This window comes from Bradyrhizobium sp. IC4060 (genome assembly GCF_020193715.1).
GTDB lineage: Bacteria > Pseudomonadota > Alphaproteobacteria > Rhizobiales > Xanthobacteraceae > Bradyrhizobium > Bradyrhizobium yuanmingense.
Window position 1 is genome coordinate 35395 of sequence record NZ_JADYVJ010000020.1, and the last position, 23049, is coordinate 58443.

The window sequence follows — 23049 nt, forward strand, 5'->3', positions numbered from 1 at the left end:
CACTTGCATGCGTCGTAAACCGCGGCCAATCGACAAAATTCAAGCATTAATCCAAAAGGGCATGGACGAGAGCGCCACGGTAGTCACTCCGGCGTGCACAAAAGTCGCCATCGCCCGCAGATTATCTTGATCCCGCGCGTCACCAACTCCTTTGTCGGCTTCCGCAAGTTGATGGCCCAAAGCGAACAACGCTGGCGCAGTCAGTTGGCATTGGCACCCGACAGAACCGACTTCGACCACCGATCTTGCCGGACGGAACGCCTCTCGTCTCAAATTCTTTCACTTCGTTACACAGGAGCGGCTGATCCGAAGCGCCTCTGCAATCAAGTGTCTCCCCTGCGTCAGTCAGTGTCAGAGCGCGTTCACGAGTGTCTTACGAATAGGGTCGCATCATCCATGCTGACGCTGATTCTCCAGCATGGAGTTCGAAGTGGAATTCGGTGACATGCCCTAGCTTCCAAAGTGCCAAAAATCACTCCAACGCGCCCGACTCACTCACCCGATGAAGGTGGTAGTCAGCATCGCCAAACGTGTGCTCGATCATGGTGAGCCGCTTAAAATAGTGGCCGATCTTTGCCGCCATGGTCATTCCGATCCCGCCATGAAGCTGGATCGACTGCTGACCGATGAATTTTCCGCTCCTGCCGATCTGCACTTTAGCCGCGGCGACGGCTTTTTCACGCTCGGCAGCATTATCGATATCTGCGGCCATGGTGGCGTACATCGACATCGAGCGCGCCTGTTCGAGCGCCACAAACATGTCGGCGGCGCGGTGCTGCAGACTCTGGAACGAGCCGATTGGCACTCCGAACTGCTTTCGCGTCTTCATATAATCGACTGTCACCTTCAGCGATTCGTCCATCAGGCCGACCGCTTCCGCGCAAAGGGCGGTGCGGGCCTCGTCAACCACCCGCTCGATCAGCGGCAACGCATTCTCGGGATCGCCGACCGCAGCTGCGCTGCCCACCTCGACCCTTGTGAAGCTGATGTCGGCGGCATGCAGCCCGTCTTGGGTCGGGTAGCTCCTTTTGGAGATGCCTCGCGCGTCGGTAGGCACGAGAAGCACCGCGATACCGCCTCTGTCGCGTTGAGCGCCTTTGGTGCGCACGGTGACGATCAACGTGTCGGCGTTCTCGCCATTGAGCACAACGAATTTTTCGCCGTCGATGACCCATCCGTCGCCGCTCTTCTTCGCGGAGGTAGTCACGTCATTCAGATCATAGCGAGAGTTCTTTTCAAGTTGCGCGAATCCAAAGGTCTTTCTGCCGTCAATGATCCCAGGCAGATGAGCTGCCTTCTGCACGTTCGAACCGCCACGGCGCAGGAAGCCGCCGCCGATTACAACGGTCGCAAGATAAGGCTCGACCACAAGCGCTCGGCCGAACGCTTCCATCACGATCATAGTCTCCACGCCGCCGCCAGCAAACCCGCCATCGGCTTCGACAAAAGGAAGTCCGAGCAGACCCTGCTCAGCAAAGCGGCTCCAGACCACTCTGCTCCAGCCGCCCTTCTCCTTCAAATATTTCCTGCGCTGGTCGAAACCGTAGACATCGGTCAAGAGTCCATCGACGCTTTCCTTGAGGAGCCGCTGCTCCTCGGACAAATTGAAGTCCATATCTTAAGCTTCTCCAGGCGACAGATGTGGACCTCATGCCGGTCCCATTTGCCGGTGTAAAAAAAGGCGTTAGAGCCCAAGCACCGCCTTGGCAATGATGTTGCGCTGGATTTCGTCGGAACCACCATAGATTGAGACTTTGCGGTTGTTGAAGTAGCTCGGCGCTATCTGCGCGGTCCAGTCCATCGCTTCATCCGGCGAATCGGGATGTTCGTTGTAGGGCGCAGCGAATGGCCCGATCATCTCCATCATGAGTTCAGTCGCGGTCTGCTGGCTTTGTGAGCCCTTAATCTTAAGCATGGAGGACGCAGGATTTGACTTCCCCTTACCGTGCTTGCCTTCGTCGGCGACAATGCGCAGTTGCGTTAGCTCGAGTGCCTTCAGCTCGATCTCAGAGATGGCGAGCTTCTCCCGGAACATGGGATCCTCGATTATAGGCCGGCCGCCACTTTCGATGTTTGCGGCCAGCTCCCTAATGCGCCGGATGCGCTCCTTCGAGACGCCAACCCGCGCAATGCCGGTGCGTTCGTTGCCGAGCAGAAACTTTGCGTAGTCCCAGCCTTTGTTCTCCTCTCCGATTAGGTTTTCGTAGGGCACCTCGACGTCATCGAAGAAGACCTCGTTGACCTCATGTCCGCCATCGATGGTCTGAATCGGACGCACGGTCACGCCCTTGGAATCCAAGCAGAACACGATAAAGGAAATGCCCATCTGCTTCTTAGCGCTAGAATCTGTGCGGCAGAGGCAGAAGATCATGTCGGCATGCTGCGCGAGCGTCGTCCAGGTCTTCTGGCCATTGATGATCCACTTGTCGCCCCTGCGTTCGGCCTTGGTCGTGAGCGAGGCGAGATCCGAGCCAGCGCCGGGTTCCGAAAAACCCTGGCACCACCAATCATCCACGTTTGCGATGCGCGGTAGGTAATATTGTTTTTGCGACTCATTACCGAAGGTATAGATGACAGGGCCCACCATGCCGACGCCAGAGGCGAGCGGCGTCGGCGCCGGATACATCTGCAGCTCCTCCCTGAAGATGTAATGCTGAACCGAGCTCCAGCCTGTGCCGCCGTATTCCTTCGGCCAAGGACTAACGTTCCACCCCTTCTTGTTGAGGATGCGCCACCATGTCACCATTTCCTCCTTCGAGACATGGCGACCTTCGATCATCTTGCGCTGCACCTGCGGCGATACATTATCGCGCAGAAACTGCCGGACTTGATGTCGGAAGGCTTGCTCTTCCTCGGTGAATACAAGATCCATCGAATTCTCCTGCAACCGAATAAAGTGGGGCCGCGTTAGGATAGCGACGCCTTCTCCACTCAGGCCAATTGGAGGCGGCCTCGAGGAGAGGTGGAGCTGAACGCGAAGTCTATCGAGAGGGCTGACGAGGGCAAAGCATCCGCCTGTTACCCACGCCCTTGCGTCGCGACACCAAAGATTCCACTTCCTGGTCCCCGCGAACCCGTCAGACGATGGTGCCCTATGTCCGCGTTCGACTTCTCGTTTTTTCAGTTTGTCGCAAACTGTGATGACTAGAGGCGTCTTACTTCCCGTCAAGCGAGCCTGAGAAGATTGCTTAGCTATTCCCGCATTCTTTCTCCGCCAGGAATCGGCATCCTGAATCTTGGGAGCGAGAACATCGCCCATCCTGTACTCCCAAATGCATTCAGCCGCCCCTTGTCAGTGTTGCCACCGCTCTGCCCCAAGGTCTGTAGCAACGGTCGTGCCAGTTAAAATGATCTGTAATTCGCGAACAATCACCGGCGTTATGGACGGAACAGACATCGTACGCTGTGCGAGATCCGACAAGCATTAACAGCCGACCGTCGTTTTCATAGCCCCGCGGCCGGCTGATCCACATTTTGCTAGCGTTCATTGCATCTTAGCTCGATGCGAATAGATGTGGGCTAACGTTCGACTGCCGTCCGAGTCCTGTGGGCCTGCGAACGGTCGAATACAGAAGCCTCGGGTTTGCGCTAGCAAGACGCGCAGTTGAGGCGCTTTCGAAACGACGGCTCACGAGCGAGGAGATCCAGTACGACTTCCGGTGCTCGCGCAGTTCTCGATGCTCCCATCGTCGACCTGCCAGCTCGTTCGACGCGCAGCGTACCGGAATAGCCGGTCCTAAGCAGACCATCGACGTCAGCATCTAGCTCGACGGTTCTGCGTCGATCAGCCTGCCCTTGATCAATGCTGCTCCGGACCGGGGATGAACGTGAGCGAGGACGGGAGAAGCATCGCTCGCCGTCTGCCCGGATCATGAGATGCGTAGCGGGGTCGCGAGAGTTGAGTGACTAGCGCCCGGCCAATCAGCAATGCTGCGAACGCGCGCTGCGGCTGATCACCGCCTAGTAAATCGGGCCAGCGCCTTGCGATCGATCTCGATGCCCAATCCCGACCCGTTAGGGACGGGGACGATGCCGCGAGTGTGCTCGATGGGCTCGGTGACAATCGCCTGCCGGAGCGGGTTTTCGGTTCGGTCGAACTCCAGCAACGGCGCCACTGATATGGGCGAGGACCGCGTGTGCGGCGGCAGAACGGCGAGCAGATGCAGCGACGCGGCAATTGCAATCCCGGTGCCCCAAACATGCGGAGTACAACGGACGCCGAACACCTCTGCCATATCGGCAATCTTCTTGCATTCTGACAACCCGCCAGCCGCGCAAATGTCGGGCTGCGCGATATCAAGCGCGCGCGAGACGAACAGGTTGCGGAACCCGAAGCGGGTGAACTCACATTCTCCGCCTGCGATCGGGATCGAGATTGCCGCCTTTACCGCGCAATAGCCGGCAAGATCCTCTGGCGGGACCGGCTCCTCAAACCAGCTGATATCGTACTTCTCGATCATGCGGCCCAGGCGGATCGCGGCGACGCTGTCAAAGGCGTGGTTCGCGTCCACCATGAGCGACACAGTGGGCCCGATCGCCTCGCGCACGACGCGTGTCGCGACCACATCTTCCTCCACACCGAAGCCGACCTTGAGCTTCACCGCCGAGAATCCCTCCGCGACGTAGCGCGCTGCCTCCTCGGCCAGATACCGGGTCGGATCTTCAGCTTGGCGTCGCTGGAGGCCAGTCGCGTAGGCGACGATGTGAGTCCGTAGCGCGCCGCCGAGCAGCTGATGCACCGGAACGCCAAAATGCTTGCCCTTGATGTCCCAGAGCGCGATGTCGATACCGCTCAAGCCCTCTATCACGACACCTTTCTGGCCGTGATCGCGCAGGCGCGCATAGATCATTTGCCAGAGATACTCTGTGCGCAGCGGATCCCCGCCAATTAGCCATGGCGCGACGCTCTCGACCACGGCGGCCGTTATCCCCGCCGGTCCATAGCATTCGCCCCACCCGACAACACCCTGGTCGGTCTCGATTTCGACCAGCATCGCTGTACGCGTATCGTACCAGCCACGCGCGGAGGCGAGAGGCTCCGATAGCGCGGCTTGAAGGACATGAGTGCGAACGTTCGTGATCTTCATCGGCTTTGTCTTGTTACAGTGCTGCTACGTCTCTCACTCGGGGTAGTCGCTTGATAGGCAACGGCGCTAGGCGCGTCTAAACGCATTAAGCTTTTGCTTAAGGAGTATTCGCAGATAGGAAACGACGATCGGTGCATTGAAGATCATTTTAGAGCTGTCAGAAACGGGACACAGATACGGGCCGTTCGTGCACGAAGAGCACCGGTAGCTACCACGGTGGGGCAATGATTGTCGTCCAGGCAGCAGCCATGCGAGCCGCGCAGCACGGTCTCTCGCTGTGCATCCCCGAATAGCACAAATCGTGGTCGCATGGCTGCAATCCGCTTTCAGGCGCGCGGCGCTCGTGGGCATGATCATCGCCGAGGTTGCGAGTACTGGACGCCTTGCGAGCCTCAGCCGATATCCCTGGCTTCATTGAGACGCATACCCGTATTGCGCAACGACCGGTCCAACTGCCATCGCTGCTACAACAAAAATCGAGGACATGGCAAAGAGCGATCGCATGCTACTGCCAATTTTGACTATGCCTTCGAAGAGGTTGGAGCGCGAAAGGTCATACTCTCGAAACGACTTGCACAAGGCCACGTCGCCGCTTTTTATCGAGGCCTCTCCTCTAAATGTTGTGCCGTGATCGTTGAGACGCGATCAGACTTGTAAGTTGGAGACGTGGGGACCTTTTTTTACGTGGTCAGTACGATCGCGTGTCGTGTCTTTTGTGGAGGCGGCATAATCATATACCTGCAGCAGATGTGGGATGTACAGCGGATCAAATAGGCGATTCATGGGTGCACTTTGTCCAGTTGCGTCTTGGTCTTGGTCCAGTTGCGTCTTGCGACCTAGCGTAAGTCGCAACAGTATCGCTGTACATCGTTGATAAGGAATCTCGACACTACCTACTCTGGTGAGGACTATCAATCGACAGAAGGACTATTGCTATTCTGGCGCGGACTGCGGCGCTGAGATCCAGCTGAGGTTCAACGAGCTAAATTGAAGACCTGCGATGTTCGAGCCGTGTAGGCCAGCCTCCGCTTGGCAGGGCCATCGCGGCCGAACATCATCGAATGTCTGTAGAGCTGCGTTGCATGCATGACCGCTGCGGCCGCACGCCGGTGAGATCTGGTTCCTGCCTGCCGCTTCCGCGCAGCAAGCACATAAATAGCGGCGACCATGCTGGATCGGCTCAACGAAGAGATCTGGGTCTTCGCGCGGGCTGTGACCGTGGGTGCTTCATTGTGGTCGGGAGACGAATAGTGGCCGCGGAACGTCTCCCACTTGCCAACGGATGTCCGTGGGGTCGCGCGCAAATGATCCCCCCGTAATCAGCGTCATCGTTAATCTGTTGAAGAGTCGCTGTCGCTAGTGTGATTCCCGCCCGAATATGGTCCTCCGCGAGAATCTACAATCGCTTTGCTTTGTACTCCCGGACGCGAAACACGTTTCCGAGAGATTGCCGGCCTGGCGCGGTACGGACGCGCGAATAATCGATTTCACGCACGTCAAAAGCGCATCTCTCGACAGGGAGCGGACAAAGCGGGTTCAGAAACAAGTCTTTGGCCGCTCGCACACGCAACATCAAGGTCCACGCCCTCGCAGATGCTGAGGATGGCTATCCTGCTGACGGGCGTTGAGGGCGCGTGGTTGCCGGTCGCTGAACGTTTTGCTCACGTGGAAACCGAACATCGCTCGCGCACCGAGCCCTCCTGAGAAGCGGACGTTACCAGCATGCCACCACGCTTGAAGATCAAGCCACGCGTAAGGCCGCGTTCACCTTGCGCGCTCGGCGACCCTTTGGCGTAAAGTAGCCATTCGTCAGCCCCAAAACGGGCGTTGGAACCATATTGCGTCGTCGAGGCTCGCCGAGATCATGTGCCCCTCGAACAGCGGCCATAGCGCACCGTCACAGCATCGAACAGCGACAGATCTGAGGCATAGGCGAGCGCGCACATATTTAACGCCGGATCGTCGGGCAGCTTTGTTGCGGCCTTGAGTCAGATATGAAAGAGGCCGCCGCCGATCTTCTAACCGACATAAAGACCGACCTCGACCGGACGCAGTTCAATCGGGCGATCGAGGTCATAGTTGCGGCGGATGAATTCCGGGTATGTTGGGAAACATCGGCCGCTTGGATAGTTCCTCGGCGATGAGCCTTTCCGGCGGCGGAACGTAGGGGATCGAATTTTTAGTGATCGACGGCGCCCTGCTCGCCTGCATGAAATGACACCACGATGGAGAGGTCGCCTTACCGTGCTGGGTCGCTGTGACGCTCCGCGTCGAGTAGCTCTTGCCATCGCGCAGCCGTTGAACTTGGTAGATGATCGAAACCTGCGGGTCACCCGTTTGAATGATGCAGCGAATGCGGTAGCCTGTCGTCCGGCGTGCGACATGCCGCGACCATCGCTTGTCCCATCACCTAGCCGCCGAACACCCGTTGCGAGCGAGTTTTTAGATGTTTGCCGCGAAACAGGTTCACCTGGATCGGTTCAAGGGTCGAAGATGGCGAGCAGGCCGATCGAGGTTTTAGACATTGACGCGCTCTCGCTTTTCTTCGGCATCACCACGGTCTGGCGACCCAGTCGACGAAGGGCGTCCTTTCGAGACACCCCGGGAGGGATTTTTGTTTATCGTCCATCTTTTTCGCCGCTAAGCCCCCAAACTGCTACGGTACCTTGGCTAATTGATTATCGAAATCGAGGAGGCCCATTTGAGCTCCTGTGCCGGGCCTATCGCGTCCTGCATTTCCAACGATACTTAGCCTTCCCCACCAATCACCATGCCACCAGACACGTATACTTGAAGAGATGCGAGATCGATGTCCTCATGCCACACCGAAAACAGAGTTACGCCTGCTGTTGGACTTTCAACATAGACCTCAACCTGACACAGCCGAACACCACAATGCACCTTGAAGAGGCTTACCCCCTCCTGCCGGAGGATCGAGGGCACAGGGTTCTTCGAAAACTTACATCACGTTTATACGCGCATGGAAAATGTTCAGCGTCCCTCGCGGACCGAACCTTCCTGGACGACAGACGCGACCAACGTGCCGTCTGGCTTGAAGATTAAGCCGCGCACGAGACCGCGTCCGCCTTGCGCGCTCGGCGACTCTTTGGCGTAAAGTAGCCACTCGTCGGCCCGAAAGGGGCGGTGGAACCACATTGCGTGGTCGAGACTTGCAATCATAATCCGGCTGTCGAACAGTGGGCGCTCATAGCGCGCCGTCACCGCATCGAGCAGCGAGTAATCGGAGACATAGGCCAGCGCGCACATATGAAGCGGTGGATCGTCGCGCAATTTCCCTGCGGCCTTCATCCAGGTATGAACGCGACCGTCATCAATTTTCTGCCCCACGTAACGACCGATCTCGACAGGGCGCAACTCTATCGCGTAGTAGCGCCGGATGAATTCCGTCGTTTCACAATACAGCGGCTGCTTGGGCAATTCCTCCTGTACGAGCTTTTCCGGCAGCGGCACGCGGGGCATCTTGTCCTGGTGGTCAAAGGCGCTCTCCTCCCCGGCATGGAACGACGCGATGATGGAGAAGATTGCATTGCCATGCTGGATTGCGGTGACGCGGCGCGTCGAATAGCTCTTGCCCTCACGCACCCGTTCGACCTGGTAAATGATCGGCACCTGGGGGTCGCCGGGCCGGATGAAATGGCCGTGCAGCGAGTTCGGTAGCCGACCTTCGACTGTACGGCATGCCCCGACCATCGCTTGCCCGATTACCTGGCCGCCAAACACCCGTTGAGCGTTGGTGTTCGGATTCTTGCCACGAAATAGGTTGCTTTCGATCTGTTCCACGTCGAAGATAGCGAGCAGGTCGATCGGGCTTTGGGACATTGACGTGGTTTCTGTTTCTTCGGCGTCGTTCCCGGGCATGGCACAGCCACGAACCTAACAATTTCGAGATTTTGGGGCGTTTCTTCGAATCGCATGCCGCAACCGCAATGTGCGGAACGGCACGCGGCTGCTGTCTATGGCATCGATTTGGATAGATCGAGCCCTTCTCATGAACTCCAGGACGCGGGCATTTCGCAACAATGCTCTATGGCTGCTGCAGCAATCGGCGTGCCAAAGACGTTGGGCATGCTGAGGAGATGCAAATCCATCTACTCGTGTCGCGCCCATATTTTAGCCTTGCGTCGCGCTCCAAACACAGAGAGCTGAAACCGGACACGGCTGAACACGACAACGACGCGCGAACGAAAACCGCCGCCTCCCGTGCGAACTTTTGGCGATGACCCTCGTCCCCGCTGTCATACACAGAAATAGGCAGACAGCGGCCGCTGATTTCGTAATCGCCTTCTACCCCTGCGTCTCCGAGGCATGCCCGTGGCAGCTTTGAGGTCGATCGTTGCAATGGATCGCCTCCGTGCCGCTCCCCGCTGGACGAACTGCGGCCCATCTGACCAGCGCTATAGCTGTTCATCCTTCGCGCCAAGAGTGCGCGCTAGCTGGCCAACCGCCCGGTTTGCATCTGGCAACGGCCGCGCAGCGCGGCCACCAAGGTCAGGGTTGGGACAACAGGCTACACGCTAGCTCTATCCTCAATGGCAGGCACGGCTGTTCTCCTAGCGAGGCTCACCGCCTTAGTTCGGTCTCAAGCAGTACACTCGCAGCACGCGCGCCGTAAGTAGTAGATTACCGCTCACATCTCAGTTTCCACGGCTGATAGGCCTCCAAGCGCGGCCGGATCGTTCAGATGCATCAACAGGCGGCAGCAGAGGGCGGCTCTTTTGAGATTTGCGCCCTCCGCGCCCTTTGATCGTGCTTGAAGCAAGCAACACTGGCGCCCCAAGCGCCGCCGCGCGATACCGGCAGGGTCGATTCCTTCGGTGTCTAAGGCCACACGGGTGCCCCGCCAATTCATTAGCATCTACCTAGACAGCTCAGCTCAGCAGCGTCTGCCCATTGATGGCGACGTAACTTGGCGCTCTCGAGCATGAGCTTGGAAGGAAATCGTTCCAGAGATTGACCATAATGAGCTCACCAGAAAACACCGGCAGAAAAGCGGACGCGATGCCGATGAAAGGCGGAGGGATCGTAGTCGGCATAGGTCTGCAACACGGCCCTGCACGTCAGCCTATAGGTGCACATGCATGGAGAATGGGCTTGGTAAAGCCCGCTCGGCGGTTGGATTCCGATCGATGTGTAAGGGATTTCGATCGCCCGATAAAGGATAGATCAGCGCTTAGTCGGGTGAGATCGGGATATCGATTGATCTGTCCGGTGCTCGGCCGGGTATCTGATGCGGCTTGGGCATCCCCTCCGATGGCCCGCCACAGCCGCCCTCGCCCCTCGCAAATGTCGAAGAAAGGATCGTGACGATCTTGTCACACGAGCCATCTCTAACGACAACTTCGTTCTGAATGATCGCGCCTTCTCCTTGCCCGTTGAGGTCGATGCCACCGGGTCGCGCTCCCCTGACACAGACCGAGGCAAAACTCGGAACCACCTTTAGCGGCTTCGGTGTTGCAAATGCCTCGTTGACAAACTGCAGCTACTTCTCGTTATCGCAGCCCTTGCCGTTGCCAAGCCTATAAAGAATCGCTTCGCGATCACGCCACGAATAGGGAACGGCTTCGGTCTCTCGCGGTGAACGCATGCTGTCGAGCCGGATCAGGTGTTGCCAACTCCATCAGCGGTTCGTTGGAATAATCTCGCCGAACCGGTCCCGCCGATCAGAGGTCGGATGGCAATGGCCTGCAGCTTCTGCACGCCCGCGTGATAGGCGAGCCACCGATGGCATTGAGACCGATAAGTCGATGCTGTCGCGCTTCTTTTCCGCTGATCAATCAGCGTCAAAAACATGCCAGGTTCGCCAGTGATTAGGATTGCCGCCGAAGTTTCTGAGCGCGCTGGGATTCGTGTTTGGGCCGCAGAAGAGGCTCGGCCGCGCGCGATTTTCCTCGACACACCTGGCCCGCGATGGCAATGAGCTGCTGTTAGGCCTTGAACCTCGTGCACACGCCTTCGTGCCATACGCCAAACGGCTTGGAAAACCACGACGTTCCTTGCGCGCCTGAACCGCGAGGGATCGAATGCCCTTTGCGCGCGACGGCCGGATGCCAAGTATTTCTTTGCCGATGTCCAGCACATTCTCGTTCCCATGCTGCGCAATGCTAATCCTCGACAATTGTGGAAACATAAGAACGAAGAGGCGGCTCGCCTCATAACCGCCGACGCGCGCCTCCTGTTCTTGCCGCTATAGGCCGATCTCAATCCACCAAAAATGGCCTTCGTGAAGCTCAAGCAATATTGTGACAGGCCCTAGACGCCGACGCCCTTTGGATCTTGATGGCCGCGTCACTTCTGACGAATGCGCCAACTAAGCTCTGCCGATATAGTCCCTATTTGATCGCACCCCTTGCGTGGAAGCGGGAACGTCACTCGGAACGACCATCTGGATAGCGCCTCCCAAAGACACTCAAGTTGACACACCATGCAGCCGTGACCTGAAGGCCTCCGATGGCCGGATTTCGATGCACCGCTTAGGTCCGCAATTGGCCGGGCTAACTCGTCGCCGAGGCCCTACCGCTGGCCTGCCGTTCGAACAGCCGTCGATAGATGCCGCCGGCCCGAGCCAGGGAGTCGTGAGTGCCCTGCTCGACGATCTCACCACGATCGAACACCAAAATGCGATCGAGGTTGCGTACTGCCGAGAGCCGGTGCGCGATCACGATCGAAGTGCGCCCCCTCATTAATCGCTCCATCGCCTGCTGAATCAGCGCCTCCGATTCCGAATCGAGGCTCGAGGTCGCCTCGTCCAAAACCAATACCGGCGCGTCAGCGAGGAACGCCCGCGCCAACGCGACCCGCTGCCGCTCACCCCCCGACAGCTTTACACCGCGCTCGCCGACCAGCGTACCATAACCCTTCGGCAGCCGCAGGATGAAGTCGTGCGCATTGGCGAGCCGCGCTGCCTGCTCGATCGCCGTCACGTTGGCCCCGGGCCGACCGTAGGCGATATTCTCCGCCAGCGAGCGGTGGAACAGGATCGGCTCCTGCTGCACGATCGCGATCTGACTGCGCAACGATTGCTGTGTCGCTTTGGCAATATCTTGACTGTCAATCAGGATCCTCCCGCCCGAGAGATCATAGAGGCGCTGCACCAACTTGACAAACGTGGTCTTGCCCGAGCCAGATCGGCCGACCAGCCCAACGCGTTCGCCCGCTCGGATGTCGATCGACAAGCCGTCATAAAGCGGCGCGCGGTCCCCACCGTAGCTAAAGGTCACGTCCTCGAATGTTATCCTTCCACCCTGGATATCGATCGGCTTGGCGCCCGGACTATCGATTATGTCGATCGGCTCACCGCTAATCGTAACAAGCTCCACCATGTCGTTCACCGAACGCTGCAGATTGTTGATGTGCATGCCGACCTCACGCAAATAGGCGTGAATGAGGTAATAGCTGGTCAGCACATAGGTGACGTCGCCCGGGGAAGCGCGCCCCGCTATCCACAGCAGGATAGCGCCGCCGATTACCGAACCGCGCAAGCACAAGATCATCAAATATTGCAACAAACCGCTTGCGTTGCTACGCAGCCACGTGCGCGATACGCGTGCCTGCCACCGGTTGATGACACTGTCGAGCCGCGCATCCTCGCGCGCCTCCGCGCCGAATGATTTCACCACGGCATTGCAGGTGAGCGCATCCGCCAGCGTGGCGCCGATCTTGGTATCCCAAGCATTGGATACCCGTGCACTTGGCGCGATATAGCTGATCGTCATCGCTATGGTGATCGCCACATAGATTACCGCGCCGACCGCGATCACGCCGCCGAACGCGGGCCAGCGCAGGCCCAGCAGGATCATCGCCCCCACAAGCACGGCGAGCGAAGGCGACAATGCCATCAGAACGGTATTATTGAGCAGGTCGAGCGCCCACATGCCACGCGTGATCTTGCGCACGGTCGAGCCGGCGAAGGAATTGGCGTGCCAATCGGTCGAGGAGCGCTGCACCCGCATGAAGGCTTCGCGCACCACATCGGACATCGTCTTGAGCGTGAATGGTACAATCGCCTGCTGGCCAGTAAGCCGCAGGATGAGCGAGACGAGCCCCAGCGCGACGATGCCGCCGAACGCAACAAGCGCCGCATGCCGTGCGGCCAGATCGGACGGACCCGCCGTTAATGCATCGACCAGATGGCCCGAATAGACCGGCACGAACAGCTCGGCGACGGATGCACCTAAGAAGCTGGCGAAGACGATGGTGAGGCGGACGGGCTGCTTCAGCCAGCGCTCGAACACGAAGGGGATCACCTGGCGGAAAGTGGCGGGTCCTTTGCCGTCGGAAACGATCATGGCGCAATCCGGTCGCACTCACAGCGCGGGCCGTCTCCGTCTAAATTGACGCATGGCAGCACAAGGCACGACAGGAGTGTCATTGGAAACGGTGCGTTGTTGGGTGCTTCGGGAGAGCGGGACGTCGGCCCCGATCAAGGCAGGGAGTCAATGGCCCGACCGAAAATCCTGCAAGAACAGCTGAACTAAGCGCGCGATCGTTGAATAAGACATGATCGCGGAAATTCTCGCCGGCTCGAGTGACGCCGCCTCGGCGGGCTCGTTTGTAGCCGATCTGGTCATCTTGCAAGAACACAGGGGTATCGACGAAGTCGTGGTAGATTGATGGACCGTAGTCACCGAAGGATTTCTGGTCATCGTCACCGCCGAAGAGCCCGCCAATAGATTCTCCTGTCAAGCTCCACAGCCCCTGCAGGATCTTCACTTCCGGCGCAAGATCCGCTGAATTGGCAGTACTGCTTGCAACGAGCGTAACCGTCGCGGAACGCCAAAGAGGAGCTTCAGATCGCATCATAAACTTTCATAACGTGCGTATTCCCGATTGCACACAGGTCCTTCGATGAACCAAGCGCGACATCCCTGCTACAGGCTTGTCGCGTCAGCGCACGCATACGACACCCCGTTTTGCGGCCGCAGGATTCGGGAGCCCGAAAGCGATTCGCGTTGCTTCTGTTCTTCCTCCACGACGTGGAGTTCGAAAACTGTTTGGTGACGTCAAGATACGCCGCGAGTTTCCTTTCAGATGGAAGGCGTTGTGCACGCGCTGGTTTTCTGGCGGCAACAAATTTGCTGGGTCTGGCCGTTTCACCGTCTCCTGCTCCAGCATCCATGCAACAGTGCAGCCGAACTGGCGTTGTGGTATGCCGCAGCGAACGACACTTGCGTCCGATAGTTCGAATATCCACGAGTCGAACACCGCCTAAAAAGAGCACCGATCGTCTTGCGTCGCTATCGCTGCCTTTGGGTAGCAACAACCGTGCCAGCACCTTGCACACGTGTGAAGCTGTTGTTTGGGATAAGAAAAGCCGTAGATCAGCAGGTGACGCTTGGTTGTTTTAAACGCAACGGCCGTCATACCTTCGTCAGAAACTGAACAGGAGCAGCGATCGTTTGCGCTGGGAAAAACGCCTTGCGGCGAGCGTCGTGCGCGGCTGAGCTGACCCTAGCGGCAGACCCAATGGAAGCAAGGCGCGCATCAAATTCCACGAGTGGCACGTCGATTGCTAGTCTGGAAGACACGCAACAGTGGGCCGTTCCGGGGTTGTCAATAAAGATAGATCGGCCCAAATGCGCGGAGAAGATTTAAAGCTCCCGACGAATATCAATAAGGGTTGCTGAGAACATCGCCCGGTAGGCAACGAGAACACTGCAGCTTTCTAACAAGGGGCCATGCCATGATGATTGATCGAGTGAGGGGAGATGACCGACAACTTCATCGACGCACTATGCAAGGCGCTCCGCAAGGGTTCGGTGCTGGCTGGCGCGGACATTGACCCTCGCTACTACCATGATTTGACCGGTAGACCGGTCGCCCAGCCGCGAGCCGTCGTCCGTCCTAGGACGACGGAAGATGTCTCGGCGTTGCTTTGGTTCTGTCACCGCGAAAAAGTGCCGGTGACGACGCAGGGCGGCATGACCGGGCTGGTGCGCGGCGCCCTGCCCAATCCGAATGAAATCGTGCTGTCGATGGAACTTATGAATGCGGTCGAGGAGGTGGACACCTCGTCAGGCGCAGCCGTGGCGCAGGCCGGCACCCCGCTACAAAAGATACAGGAACGGGTCGAGCAGGAAGGTTACATGTTCCCGCTCGATCTCGGCGCGCGCGGTAGCTGTACTATCGGCGGCAACATCTCGACAAATGCGGGCGGCAATCGCGTGATTCGGTACGGCATGACGCGTGACTTGATCCTCGGCCTCGAAGTCGTTACGGCCGATGGCATGGTGCTGCAGGGCTTACGCAAATACATCAAGAACAATACTGGCATCGACCTGAAGCAGCTTTTCATCGGCAGCGAGGGGGTTCTCGGCGTGGTGACGCGAGCAGCCTTGCGCATCTTTCCTGCTCCTCGGGAGCGGCAAGTGGCGCTTTGCGCCCTTCCCTCCTTTGCACGAGTCATCTCGATCTTGGGCATGGCGCGAAAACTTCTGGGCGGAGAACTGACGGCATTTGAGGTGATGTGGAACGAGTACTATCGCCTCGCGCTCGAGCGTGTGAATGGTATGGTTCGGCCGCTGCCGGTCCATTATCCCTTCTATGTCTTGATCGAGGCCTCTGGTGACGATGCCGATCGTATCCATGCCAATCTCGACAAGCTGCTCGATATGTCAATGCGCGCGAACATGATCCTTGACGCGACGCTCTCGACGTCTAATGCATCTGCAGAAGCGATATGGCGTATCCGCGATTGCAGCTTAGAACTTGCCCGGACCTTTCCTTATGCCGCACGTATCGCTCTCGACGTCAGTATCGCCATCGACCGGATGGATCAGTATGTGAAGACAATTGTCGCCCGTATTAAGGAGATCGACCCCGGCGCTTTCACGATCGTCTTCGGTCACGCCGGCGATGGTAACCTGCATATCGAGCTACATCACGAGCACACGCCCGACAGGACGCACGAATTGGAGAGGCTTGCTTACCAGATCACCGGCGAATTCGGCGGATCGATCTCAGCGGAACACGGCATCGGCATAGTTAAGCGACCATATCTGAAGATGAGTAGGACATCGGAGGAAATCGAAGCGATGCGTACGCTCAAGCGAGCGCTCGATCCGAACAACATCCTGAACCCAGGACGAATTTTCACGATGTGAGAGGATGCGGGGGCGGCGCGGCCATCTCGGTCGGAACGGTCGAACGCGCGTAAGGCCTTTCTGCAAGTGGAGGCCCAACACCGTGTCATTGCCCTGCTCCCTCGTGGTGTACAGGTTGCACCGGCACCCATGAGATCGCCGAGATGCACGCGCTCGAGCTGGTCGCGTTACCGAATGCGAAACGAAGCCCACCTCTCACCATTTGGCTCGGAAAGAGTAGCCTAATCGATGGCGGCAATGCGCGAACAATTCAGGAATTGAAACTGCTAACCGTGCCTTTCGCCCTAGTGGCACGCTTTCGCGATGCGCGGCTGCTCGCGACGGGCTACAGAAAATTCCCAATTGTTGTTTGCAATGCCGTGCAATTGCGACTGGCGAGCACCGGCCCAATCAAGATCATCGACTGATCCTGCAAGCACTGCGATCGCGCGACGTGAATCAGGCTTGTAACCTGCTCGCGCGCCACATTCAACCGATCGAGCGGCCAACCTCCTGACGGGAATGAGACTGGTGAGTTCCCTTGCACGCCTCGAGGCCATCTTAGGCGTCGAACAACCTCTTGCGACGCAAGGCGCAAGGTGCTGGCACCGACCACGGCGATAGGCAGAGGCCGTTCAAGTAGAGCTTCGATCCAGCCGCCCACGGGTCGAGAGCACACCTTTGTTTAACCGACGACGTTACGCCGCTTCGATGACAAGGGGCGCCCGATAGGAATGCGCTCGGTTTCGTTATGTGACCGAACCGATCCTCCCCGGCGGTAGACTTCTGCTTAGCCGTCGGGCCATGCCAGGCCTCATCCGGCACTAAACGTGGTCGGATCCGCCAGGGTCGCAGCGAGAGCCGGAGCCGCTATGGACCAATGCCCGGAATGGAGCAAAGAACCTTCGCATTCGGATTGATCCTGAGGATCCGAGCCAGCTCTCCCTCGGTGGCATCCACCTTCGGTCCCGGTTCCCTCAGTTGGTTCACAAGAAAGCCAGTGCCATACGGGCATTGGCTGTTAGCCTCAGCCGATCGTAATCCAGCAAGGCCCCCGCCCCTCCACCCTTGCCGCCCCTGTCCAACCAAGAATGCGAACTCAGCAAAATGAGCTCGGATAGCGCAAGGCGTCATGGTTCTCTGTCGTACCAGCAGCCCTCTCGCTAATGACGCATCACGACGATTGGTTTGAGGGGGAGGCTAATACTGCGCGGCCAGCGTCACGGGGACTGCCGGACTCACTCCGGCGGACGCTGCATGAATCGCCATCGGTCCAAACGGCAAACCCGTAACGAGGCCGGCCGATGTACGGGACCGGGCTCATGAACAACAAATGCCATACCGGGTGGCTAGCTGATCGAGAAGCCCCTGCGCTAGTCAAGGACCCGCGGATCACCAGGCGGGCTCTTACGCCTCAACCTGCACCAAAATGGATGAGGCGCGACCCAGCTTCGCACCATCAATGATAAGCTTCCCAAACTAGCCGGCCCTGGCCGCCTGCGGCTTTGACCTAGTGCGCACCGCGCTTAGGGGACCAGCGACGGGCATGTCACCCTGATAGCAGTCCGCCTCTCCACGCAATGTCGACCGCTGGATCCTTCGATCGCGTAGCGCTCGGTCGCACCGTTGTCCCAGATTACAACGTCGCCCGACTTACAGCTCCAGCTCACAGTATTTTCTTCCGCCGTGAGGTAGGATCGAAGCCGATCGAACAGCTTCTGGCTGGCATATTTCTCCAGGCCAGCGAAGTTCTGCACAGAATGTCCGAGCACCAGCAAGCGCTCGCCCGTCTCGGGATGGATGCGCACAACTGGACACGCAGTCTCGCAGATTGTTCCGGTAAGGACATCATCAAATTGCTGCGTATCCGTCTCGACCGCGTGCCTGGCCACGGTGCAATCATAGGCGCTGCAGTGCCCCGCCCAGAGGTTGTCGGCAAGGATCCGCAGCGGCTCCGGAGGATCACGATATGCGGCCGCAGTGCTTGACCGGATACATGTCATCGCCATCAGGCGGGATCACGACGCCGTCGCAGTACCGAGATTTTAGGATATCGGTCACCAAAGCTAACATCCGTGTGCATCTGGTCGGCACTGCCGCTGCCGCTACCCAGCGCATGCCCGGGGTCAATGTTCCCTCTATCGTACGCGGTATCAGGAGCCGAGGCGAACGGCAAAGCGCTTCTGTTCGGCATCGAGATGTCCCGAATCACGGAAGAAAATGACTTTGTGCTCTAGAAGCAATGGCTAATGGCACCGATGACCTCGTCGGACAATCCATCCGATAGCCTGATGTTCTTGATCTCGGCACCAGGCCGGGCCGCGGACTTGACGATGTCAGATCGCGGAATGACATTATTCATGATCATGCTTTCACTATCGTGATGCTAAAAGAAAGCTGCGCGATACTTGAGAAAATCATCCGAGCAGAATCGTCAAACCCTTACGAAGATAGCGCCTCTCTCTTGCAGCACCCGATGCAAAAGAGTGGGAGATCGAACGCAAAGATCTCATCCAATGCGCGATCCTGCCATGCCAGCAGAAGATTGGCTGCACAGAATCGATGTATGCCATTTATCGCCTGAGAGCTCATGGACTGTCATCCCTGCCTCTGCCTTTGTCGAGCAATGCGCGGCACCGAAAGCGCATGAGGCGCCGTCCCAGCTCAACAAGTCGAATGGTCCGGCTGCGCAGGTCATCTGTTTTCCATCCCCGCTTAGCAATACGATGGCTTCCAAATAGGCCTTGCGCGATTTGGCGATAGCTATTTCCTTCCTGCCATCCATCCAGTGCGCGCAGCGCGAGGATCAGCCGCCGCTGCTTCAAAGCCGGCAAAGCAAGAGGAGGCGTGCCGAGCGGCCGACGCTCAAGCGCTCGCCAAAGTCGACGCGCGGCCTGCACGCGAAGCTCGAAATTAGCGTCGAGTGGCAGATCGAGGGCGACAGCATATCCGCTCGCCGGAAGCTCGCTCAGGAAAAGGCGATGCTTCGTGCCGCCGAGCGGCACGATGGCATGCCATCCGTCCGGCGCGCGACGAAGCTCACTGGCCGGCAGATTTGCGAAATCGACCTGATAGCTCTTTGGCGCCCTACAGTTGACCGCCCGCACAGCCACTACGGTCGGCAGCACCTCGGGCGCCCAGAAGACTGCTTGCTTGTCGAAAGTCTTTTCCGGATCAGCTGGAAAACGAGAGCCCCCACTTCCGCCGGAACTGGCCCGCCGCTGCGCTTGAACGTTCGCGGCGAGGTAACCGCCTATAATCCTCTTGGTAGTCGCGATCTCGGCGCAGCCACTCCCAGGCCAGGTCGGCCGCTTCTGCGCTCTTGAGGCCGCTGTAAGCCTCCTCAGATCTCCAGTCAGTATTGGGCATCTCTCCATTTCCCGCATGATCTTCACACGCGGTGAACTGCAGCCGATGATTGTGGCGCTTTACGGTTGCATGCGTACCGTGCGCCCGCCTTGCATGCACTTAATCGATACCACGATCATCTTTTGCGGTTGCTAGAAATTCTGTCGATCCTGCTACCCGCCCTGTTCATTCCTTGGGCCAACCACCTCGGAGCAGATCACGATAGCCGTGGCTCGCTAGCCACTTGGCCCGAGCCAGATGACTTTCGAAGGTGCGTCGCGCGCGGTCCGGTTCAAGGGTCGTGTCAAGCCCCAGCACAATGCGCGCGATTTCGCGCCAATCTGCCTTGTCAGCGTCGGCATCGAGAAGTCGCATATAGGTGATCGCGTGTTCCTTGTCATATGACGTGAGCTCGTGCGCGCTCGGCGCCAATTCTGCGATCTTCGGATTGGCCGGCACTCCCTGAAGCTCCTACCAAGTTGAAAAAGCTATCGAAATCGAAGCAACGATAACGAACTTGGGGCGATTTTGGTACCGCTCGAATCGTCGCGGCCCCAAGCTGCTTTTCGGCCAACGTCGTAACGGCGACCGCATATCGGCTTACAATGACTTGGCGACTCCATTCTGGGCGCTCTTCCATCGGCGCTGGATCCACTCGCGGTCCATACCGCGACTGATCGCATATTTGCCACACAGCTTAGGCCGTCCTTGCTCTTCACCCTCCCGGAACGGAATGGACGCCCGTCGTTCCCCCCTTGGTGAAAGGCCGCGCCTAAAGGCAGCCAAGTGGAAAGAATTCGCTCACTTTTCGAGCTCCAGCTGACGGCCACCTTATTTGGTTGCGGTGCCCGGAAAAAGCCGTAGTACCTCTGGGGCCATTTTGCTCTCCCCCCAGTAGCGAACGCTCGCGAAGTGAGCGCGCCTGTGATGGGGTCCACTGCGTCTCACGGTGCCCTGCTTCCTGAAAGCAACAGTGCTACGAGAGCCAAATTTTCGGGTGTGAGCTTATAGTAATAGTGTGGCTATAACCAGTGGTTTGATAATCATCGGAATGGCTGCCTTTGCGCATGAACGCTCGTGCGCTTGTGGCCTGGAATGTGCGCCGGATCCGCGTAGAGAGCGGCATTCCGCAAGAGCAATTGGCCTACGATGCGGGGATCGACCGCTCATACATGGGGCGCATTGAGCAGACGACCATTGATCTTTTGGACCGTATCGCCGCGACTTTGGGTATTCACTTGTCCGAATTGTTCGCTGAGCCGGCCAAGAGTGCGATGCCCCCCAAGCCGATGATGTCTAGAGGACGCAAGCCGGCCCGCCAGTGCCGGAATAGGAAATAACTATTCCAGAGAGCCATGATTGTAGCTAACCACGGGCGCAGACGAGCCGGAGCGGCCTCACGTGGCCGCTTCGAACCTGCGACCGCGATTCAGACCTCCGGCTCCAGCTATGCTGCATCAGCACGGTTCCGCTTCAACAGCGCTCAGCGCGCTCTGCCTCCAAGTAGCCAAAGCATGGCCTACGCCGCTCGCGTAAACTGATTGTGTGGCCGCTTGAGCCCGAGGTTTTCTCTAAGAGTTCGCCCGGAGGTTCCCGACCTAAACTTACCGCGTCGACGCAATTCAGGAACGACGAGTTCCACAAAATCTTTGAGCCCGCTCGGAACGATCGCGGGAATGAGGTTGAATCCATCGGCCGCATATTGATCGAAGGCATTGATCATGATGTCGGCTATCTCATCAGGCGTCCCGACCGCCATTAGATGTCCGCGCGAATTCGATATCAAGCGGATCAACTGTCTCCAGGTCATTCCTTGGCGCGCTGCTAGCTCGAGGAGCACCTTCTGGCGGCTCTGAATGAAATTCGTCTCCGGCAAAGTGGCCGGAACTAACGAGTCCAGATTGATCGCACGGAGGTCGGTGACGAACCCCAGCCACCGATCTGCCGTCTCCGTCATGACGTCTGTATGTGTATAGGACTGCAGTTTCTTAAGCTTATCGGAGGCCTCCTGCTTGGTCCTCCCAACAATCGGGACAATGCCCGGCATCACCAACACCTGATCGTCTTCGCGCCCCAGCCCGCGAGCCTTCTCCTTTAGATCTGCGTAGTACTGCTTACCGCCTTGAAGCAAAGGCTGGGCTGTGAACACAACTTCGGCAAATTCTGCAGCGAATCTGACTCCGGCCTCGGATGAGCCAGCCTGGACGAGTACAGGGTAGCCTTGGGGCGGCCGTGCGATATTTAGTGGGCCTCTGACCGAGAAATAGGTTCCACGGTGATTGAGGACGTGCAGCTTCGTCGTATCGGCGAAGATCCCACTTTGCTTGTCACGAACGAAGGCGTCGTCTTCCCACGTATCCCAAAGCCCCTTCATGACGCCCGCGAACTCTCTAGCTCGCTCATATCGCGCATCATGCTCTGGAATTTCCTCATCACCAAAGTTCGCCCCTTCGAACTTATTTCCGGAGGTAACGATATTCCAAGCGGCACGCCCGTGCGACAGGTGGTCAAGGGAAGCAATCATACGTGCGAGATGATAAGGCTGGTGATACGTCGTGGTTGCCGTTGCAACGAAGCCGATATTTTTCGTTTGTGATGAAAGAGCCGACAACAGCGTGATCGGCTCAAACGTATCGTTTCGCCCTGCCCGCGCTATGTTTGCATCATCACGTTCGACGACACTTGGGCTATCTGGAAGAAACACGAAGTGAAATGCCGCGCCTTCGGCAAGTGCCGTAAGGTGCGCATAATGCTCGATATCGACTCCGGCCGTCTCCGGCACGCTCGGATCGCGCCAAGCGCCCTCAATGTATCCAGCCTGTAAGACGTATAGTCCGAGCGCCATTTGACCATTACGCGCCATGCCGTACTCCTCTCTCTAACGCCTCTCATGTAGGACCGACCGGCCCATCGGTCGAAAACCCACATGCTGTGACCTAAACACCGCGCGATGTTCTTTCAAATCAGCAGGGCCAACAAAGCAGCCGATGGAAGTCTCCCTCGGGACAGATTACGAGTTGCTGCTTCTGCTCCTTCACTTAGCCTTCGCGCAAAGCTATATTACGCCGGTCTCGCTCTTATGCGGCGGACGTCGAAAGGATAGGTGACACGGGTACATATCCGGATCAACGGCGAGCACTGGTAGTTGACTTCAGTGCCACTTTCATCTCGCTATGGACTTTACCCGAATAGCAGCCGACCTCCAGGACGTTCGATCTTACGGGTTCGACCGGCCTGCAGAGGTTCGTGTGATGGGCGCGGTTCGAGTTCATGGACGACAACGATCTCATTTGCACTGTAGGCTGGCCAGCTGATCCAGTCAGGATGACCGGCGATCTTTAAGGCCGCTCCTAAGGCAAGCTGGGATCGTTTCGCGCAAAGGCATGCGGATCTACATATTCTATCCAGCGCATGGCGCGCGAACCGACGCCAATGTCACAAGTGCAAGTGCAACTGCACTGTTGTCAGACAATCCAGTCTTCCCTTGACCCGGCAACTTCGATTATGACTGCGTA

At 58.0% G+C, this 23049-nt stretch carries 14 protein-coding genes and 1 pseudogene; 3 read left to right on the forward strand and 12 right to left on the reverse strand.

The genetic code is table 11. The features are described from left to right. Positions 1-472: 472 nt before the first annotated feature. The 7 genes and pseudogenes from pimD to I6F16_RS34510 form a co-directional block, all read right to left on the reverse strand. Positions 473-1615: a pimeloyl-CoA dehydrogenase small subunit gene (pimD, locus tag I6F16_RS34470; protein ID WP_225174404.1), complete on the reverse strand. Its 1143-nt coding sequence runs from the start codon at positions 1613-1615 to the stop codon at positions 473-475. A 69-nt stretch (positions 1616-1684) separates the two neighbouring features. Further along, entirely contained in the window at positions 1685-2872 is a 1188-nt protein-coding gene (pimC, locus tag I6F16_RS34475; protein ID WP_225174405.1) for a pimeloyl-CoA dehydrogenase large subunit, read from the reverse strand. A gap of 1081 nt (positions 2873-3953) precedes the next feature. Then, positions 3954-5087, reverse strand: a complete 1134-nt coding sequence (locus tag I6F16_RS34480) for a mandelate racemase/muconate lactonizing enzyme family protein (protein WP_225174406.1) — start codon at positions 5085-5087, stop codon at positions 3954-3956. Between the two features lie 1661 nt (positions 5088-6748). After that, a pseudogene (locus I6F16_RS38270) lies at positions 6749-7612 on the reverse strand (acyl-CoA thioesterase II). Between the two features lie 466 nt (positions 7613-8078). After that, the gene (locus I6F16_RS34500; protein WP_225174427.1) at positions 8079-8927 is read right to left on the reverse strand and encodes an acyl-CoA thioesterase II; all 849 of its coding nucleotides are present in this window, start codon (positions 8925-8927) and stop codon (positions 8079-8081) included. A 2672-nt stretch (positions 8928-11599) separates the two neighbouring features. Continuing rightward, a complete protein-coding gene (locus I6F16_RS34505; protein WP_225174407.1) occupies positions 11600-13393 on the reverse strand; it encodes an ABC transporter ATP-binding protein in 1794 nt (597 codons plus the stop codon). A gap of 79 nt (positions 13394-13472) precedes the next feature. Next, positions 13473-13907 (reverse strand): hypothetical protein, encoded by a 435-nt coding sequence (locus I6F16_RS34510; protein ID WP_225174408.1) that lies wholly within the window; start codon positions 13905-13907, stop codon positions 13473-13475. Positions 13908-14812: 905 nt separating this feature from the next. Here I6F16_RS34510 and I6F16_RS34515 point away from each other — a divergent pair. Continuing rightward, positions 14813-16207, forward strand: coding sequence for an FAD-binding oxidoreductase (locus I6F16_RS34515; protein WP_225174409.1), 1395 nt, complete (start codon positions 14813-14815; stop codon positions 16205-16207). Between the two features lie 143 nt (positions 16208-16350). Continuing rightward, entirely contained in the window at positions 16351-16614 is a 264-nt protein-coding gene (locus tag I6F16_RS34520; protein ID WP_225174410.1) for a hypothetical protein, read from the forward strand. 1098 nt (positions 16615-17712) lie between these two features. Here the strand turns inward: I6F16_RS34520 and I6F16_RS34525 are convergent. The 4 genes from I6F16_RS34525 to I6F16_RS34540 all read right to left on the reverse strand — a co-directional run bounded on the left by I6F16_RS34525 (position 17713) and on the right by I6F16_RS34540 (position 19993). Further along, complete coding sequence (locus tag I6F16_RS34525; protein ID WP_225174411.1) at positions 17713-18195, reverse strand: TauD/TfdA family dioxygenase; 483 nt, start codon at positions 18193-18195, stop codon at positions 17713-17715. A gap of 224 nt (positions 18196-18419) precedes the next feature. Continuing rightward, positions 18420-18554, reverse strand: coding sequence for a hypothetical protein (locus I6F16_RS38105; protein ID WP_276573573.1), 135 nt, complete (start codon positions 18552-18554; stop codon positions 18420-18422). Positions 18555-18774: 220 nt separating this feature from the next. After that, on the reverse strand, positions 18775-19314 hold the full coding sequence (locus I6F16_RS34530) for a DUF2285 domain-containing protein (protein ID WP_225174412.1): 540 nt from the start codon (positions 19312-19314) through the stop codon (positions 18775-18777). Between the two features lie 406 nt (positions 19315-19720). Further along, on the reverse strand, positions 19721-19993 hold the full coding sequence (locus I6F16_RS34540; protein WP_225174414.1) for a DUF2285 domain-containing protein: 273 nt from the start codon (positions 19991-19993) through the stop codon (positions 19721-19723). A gap of 608 nt (positions 19994-20601) precedes the next feature. Between I6F16_RS34540 and I6F16_RS34545 the strand changes: the two genes are divergently transcribed. Next, the gene (locus tag I6F16_RS34545; protein ID WP_225174415.1) at positions 20602-20874 is read left to right on the forward strand and encodes a helix-turn-helix transcriptional regulator; all 273 of its coding nucleotides are present in this window, start codon (positions 20602-20604) and stop codon (positions 20872-20874) included. A gap of 179 nt (positions 20875-21053) precedes the next feature. Here the strand turns inward: I6F16_RS34545 and I6F16_RS34550 are convergent, their stop codons facing one another. Continuing rightward, a complete protein-coding gene (locus I6F16_RS34550) occupies positions 21054-22397 on the reverse strand; it encodes an LLM class flavin-dependent oxidoreductase (RefSeq protein WP_225174416.1) in 1344 nt (447 codons plus the stop codon). Between the last annotated feature and the right edge of the window lie 652 nt (positions 22398-23049).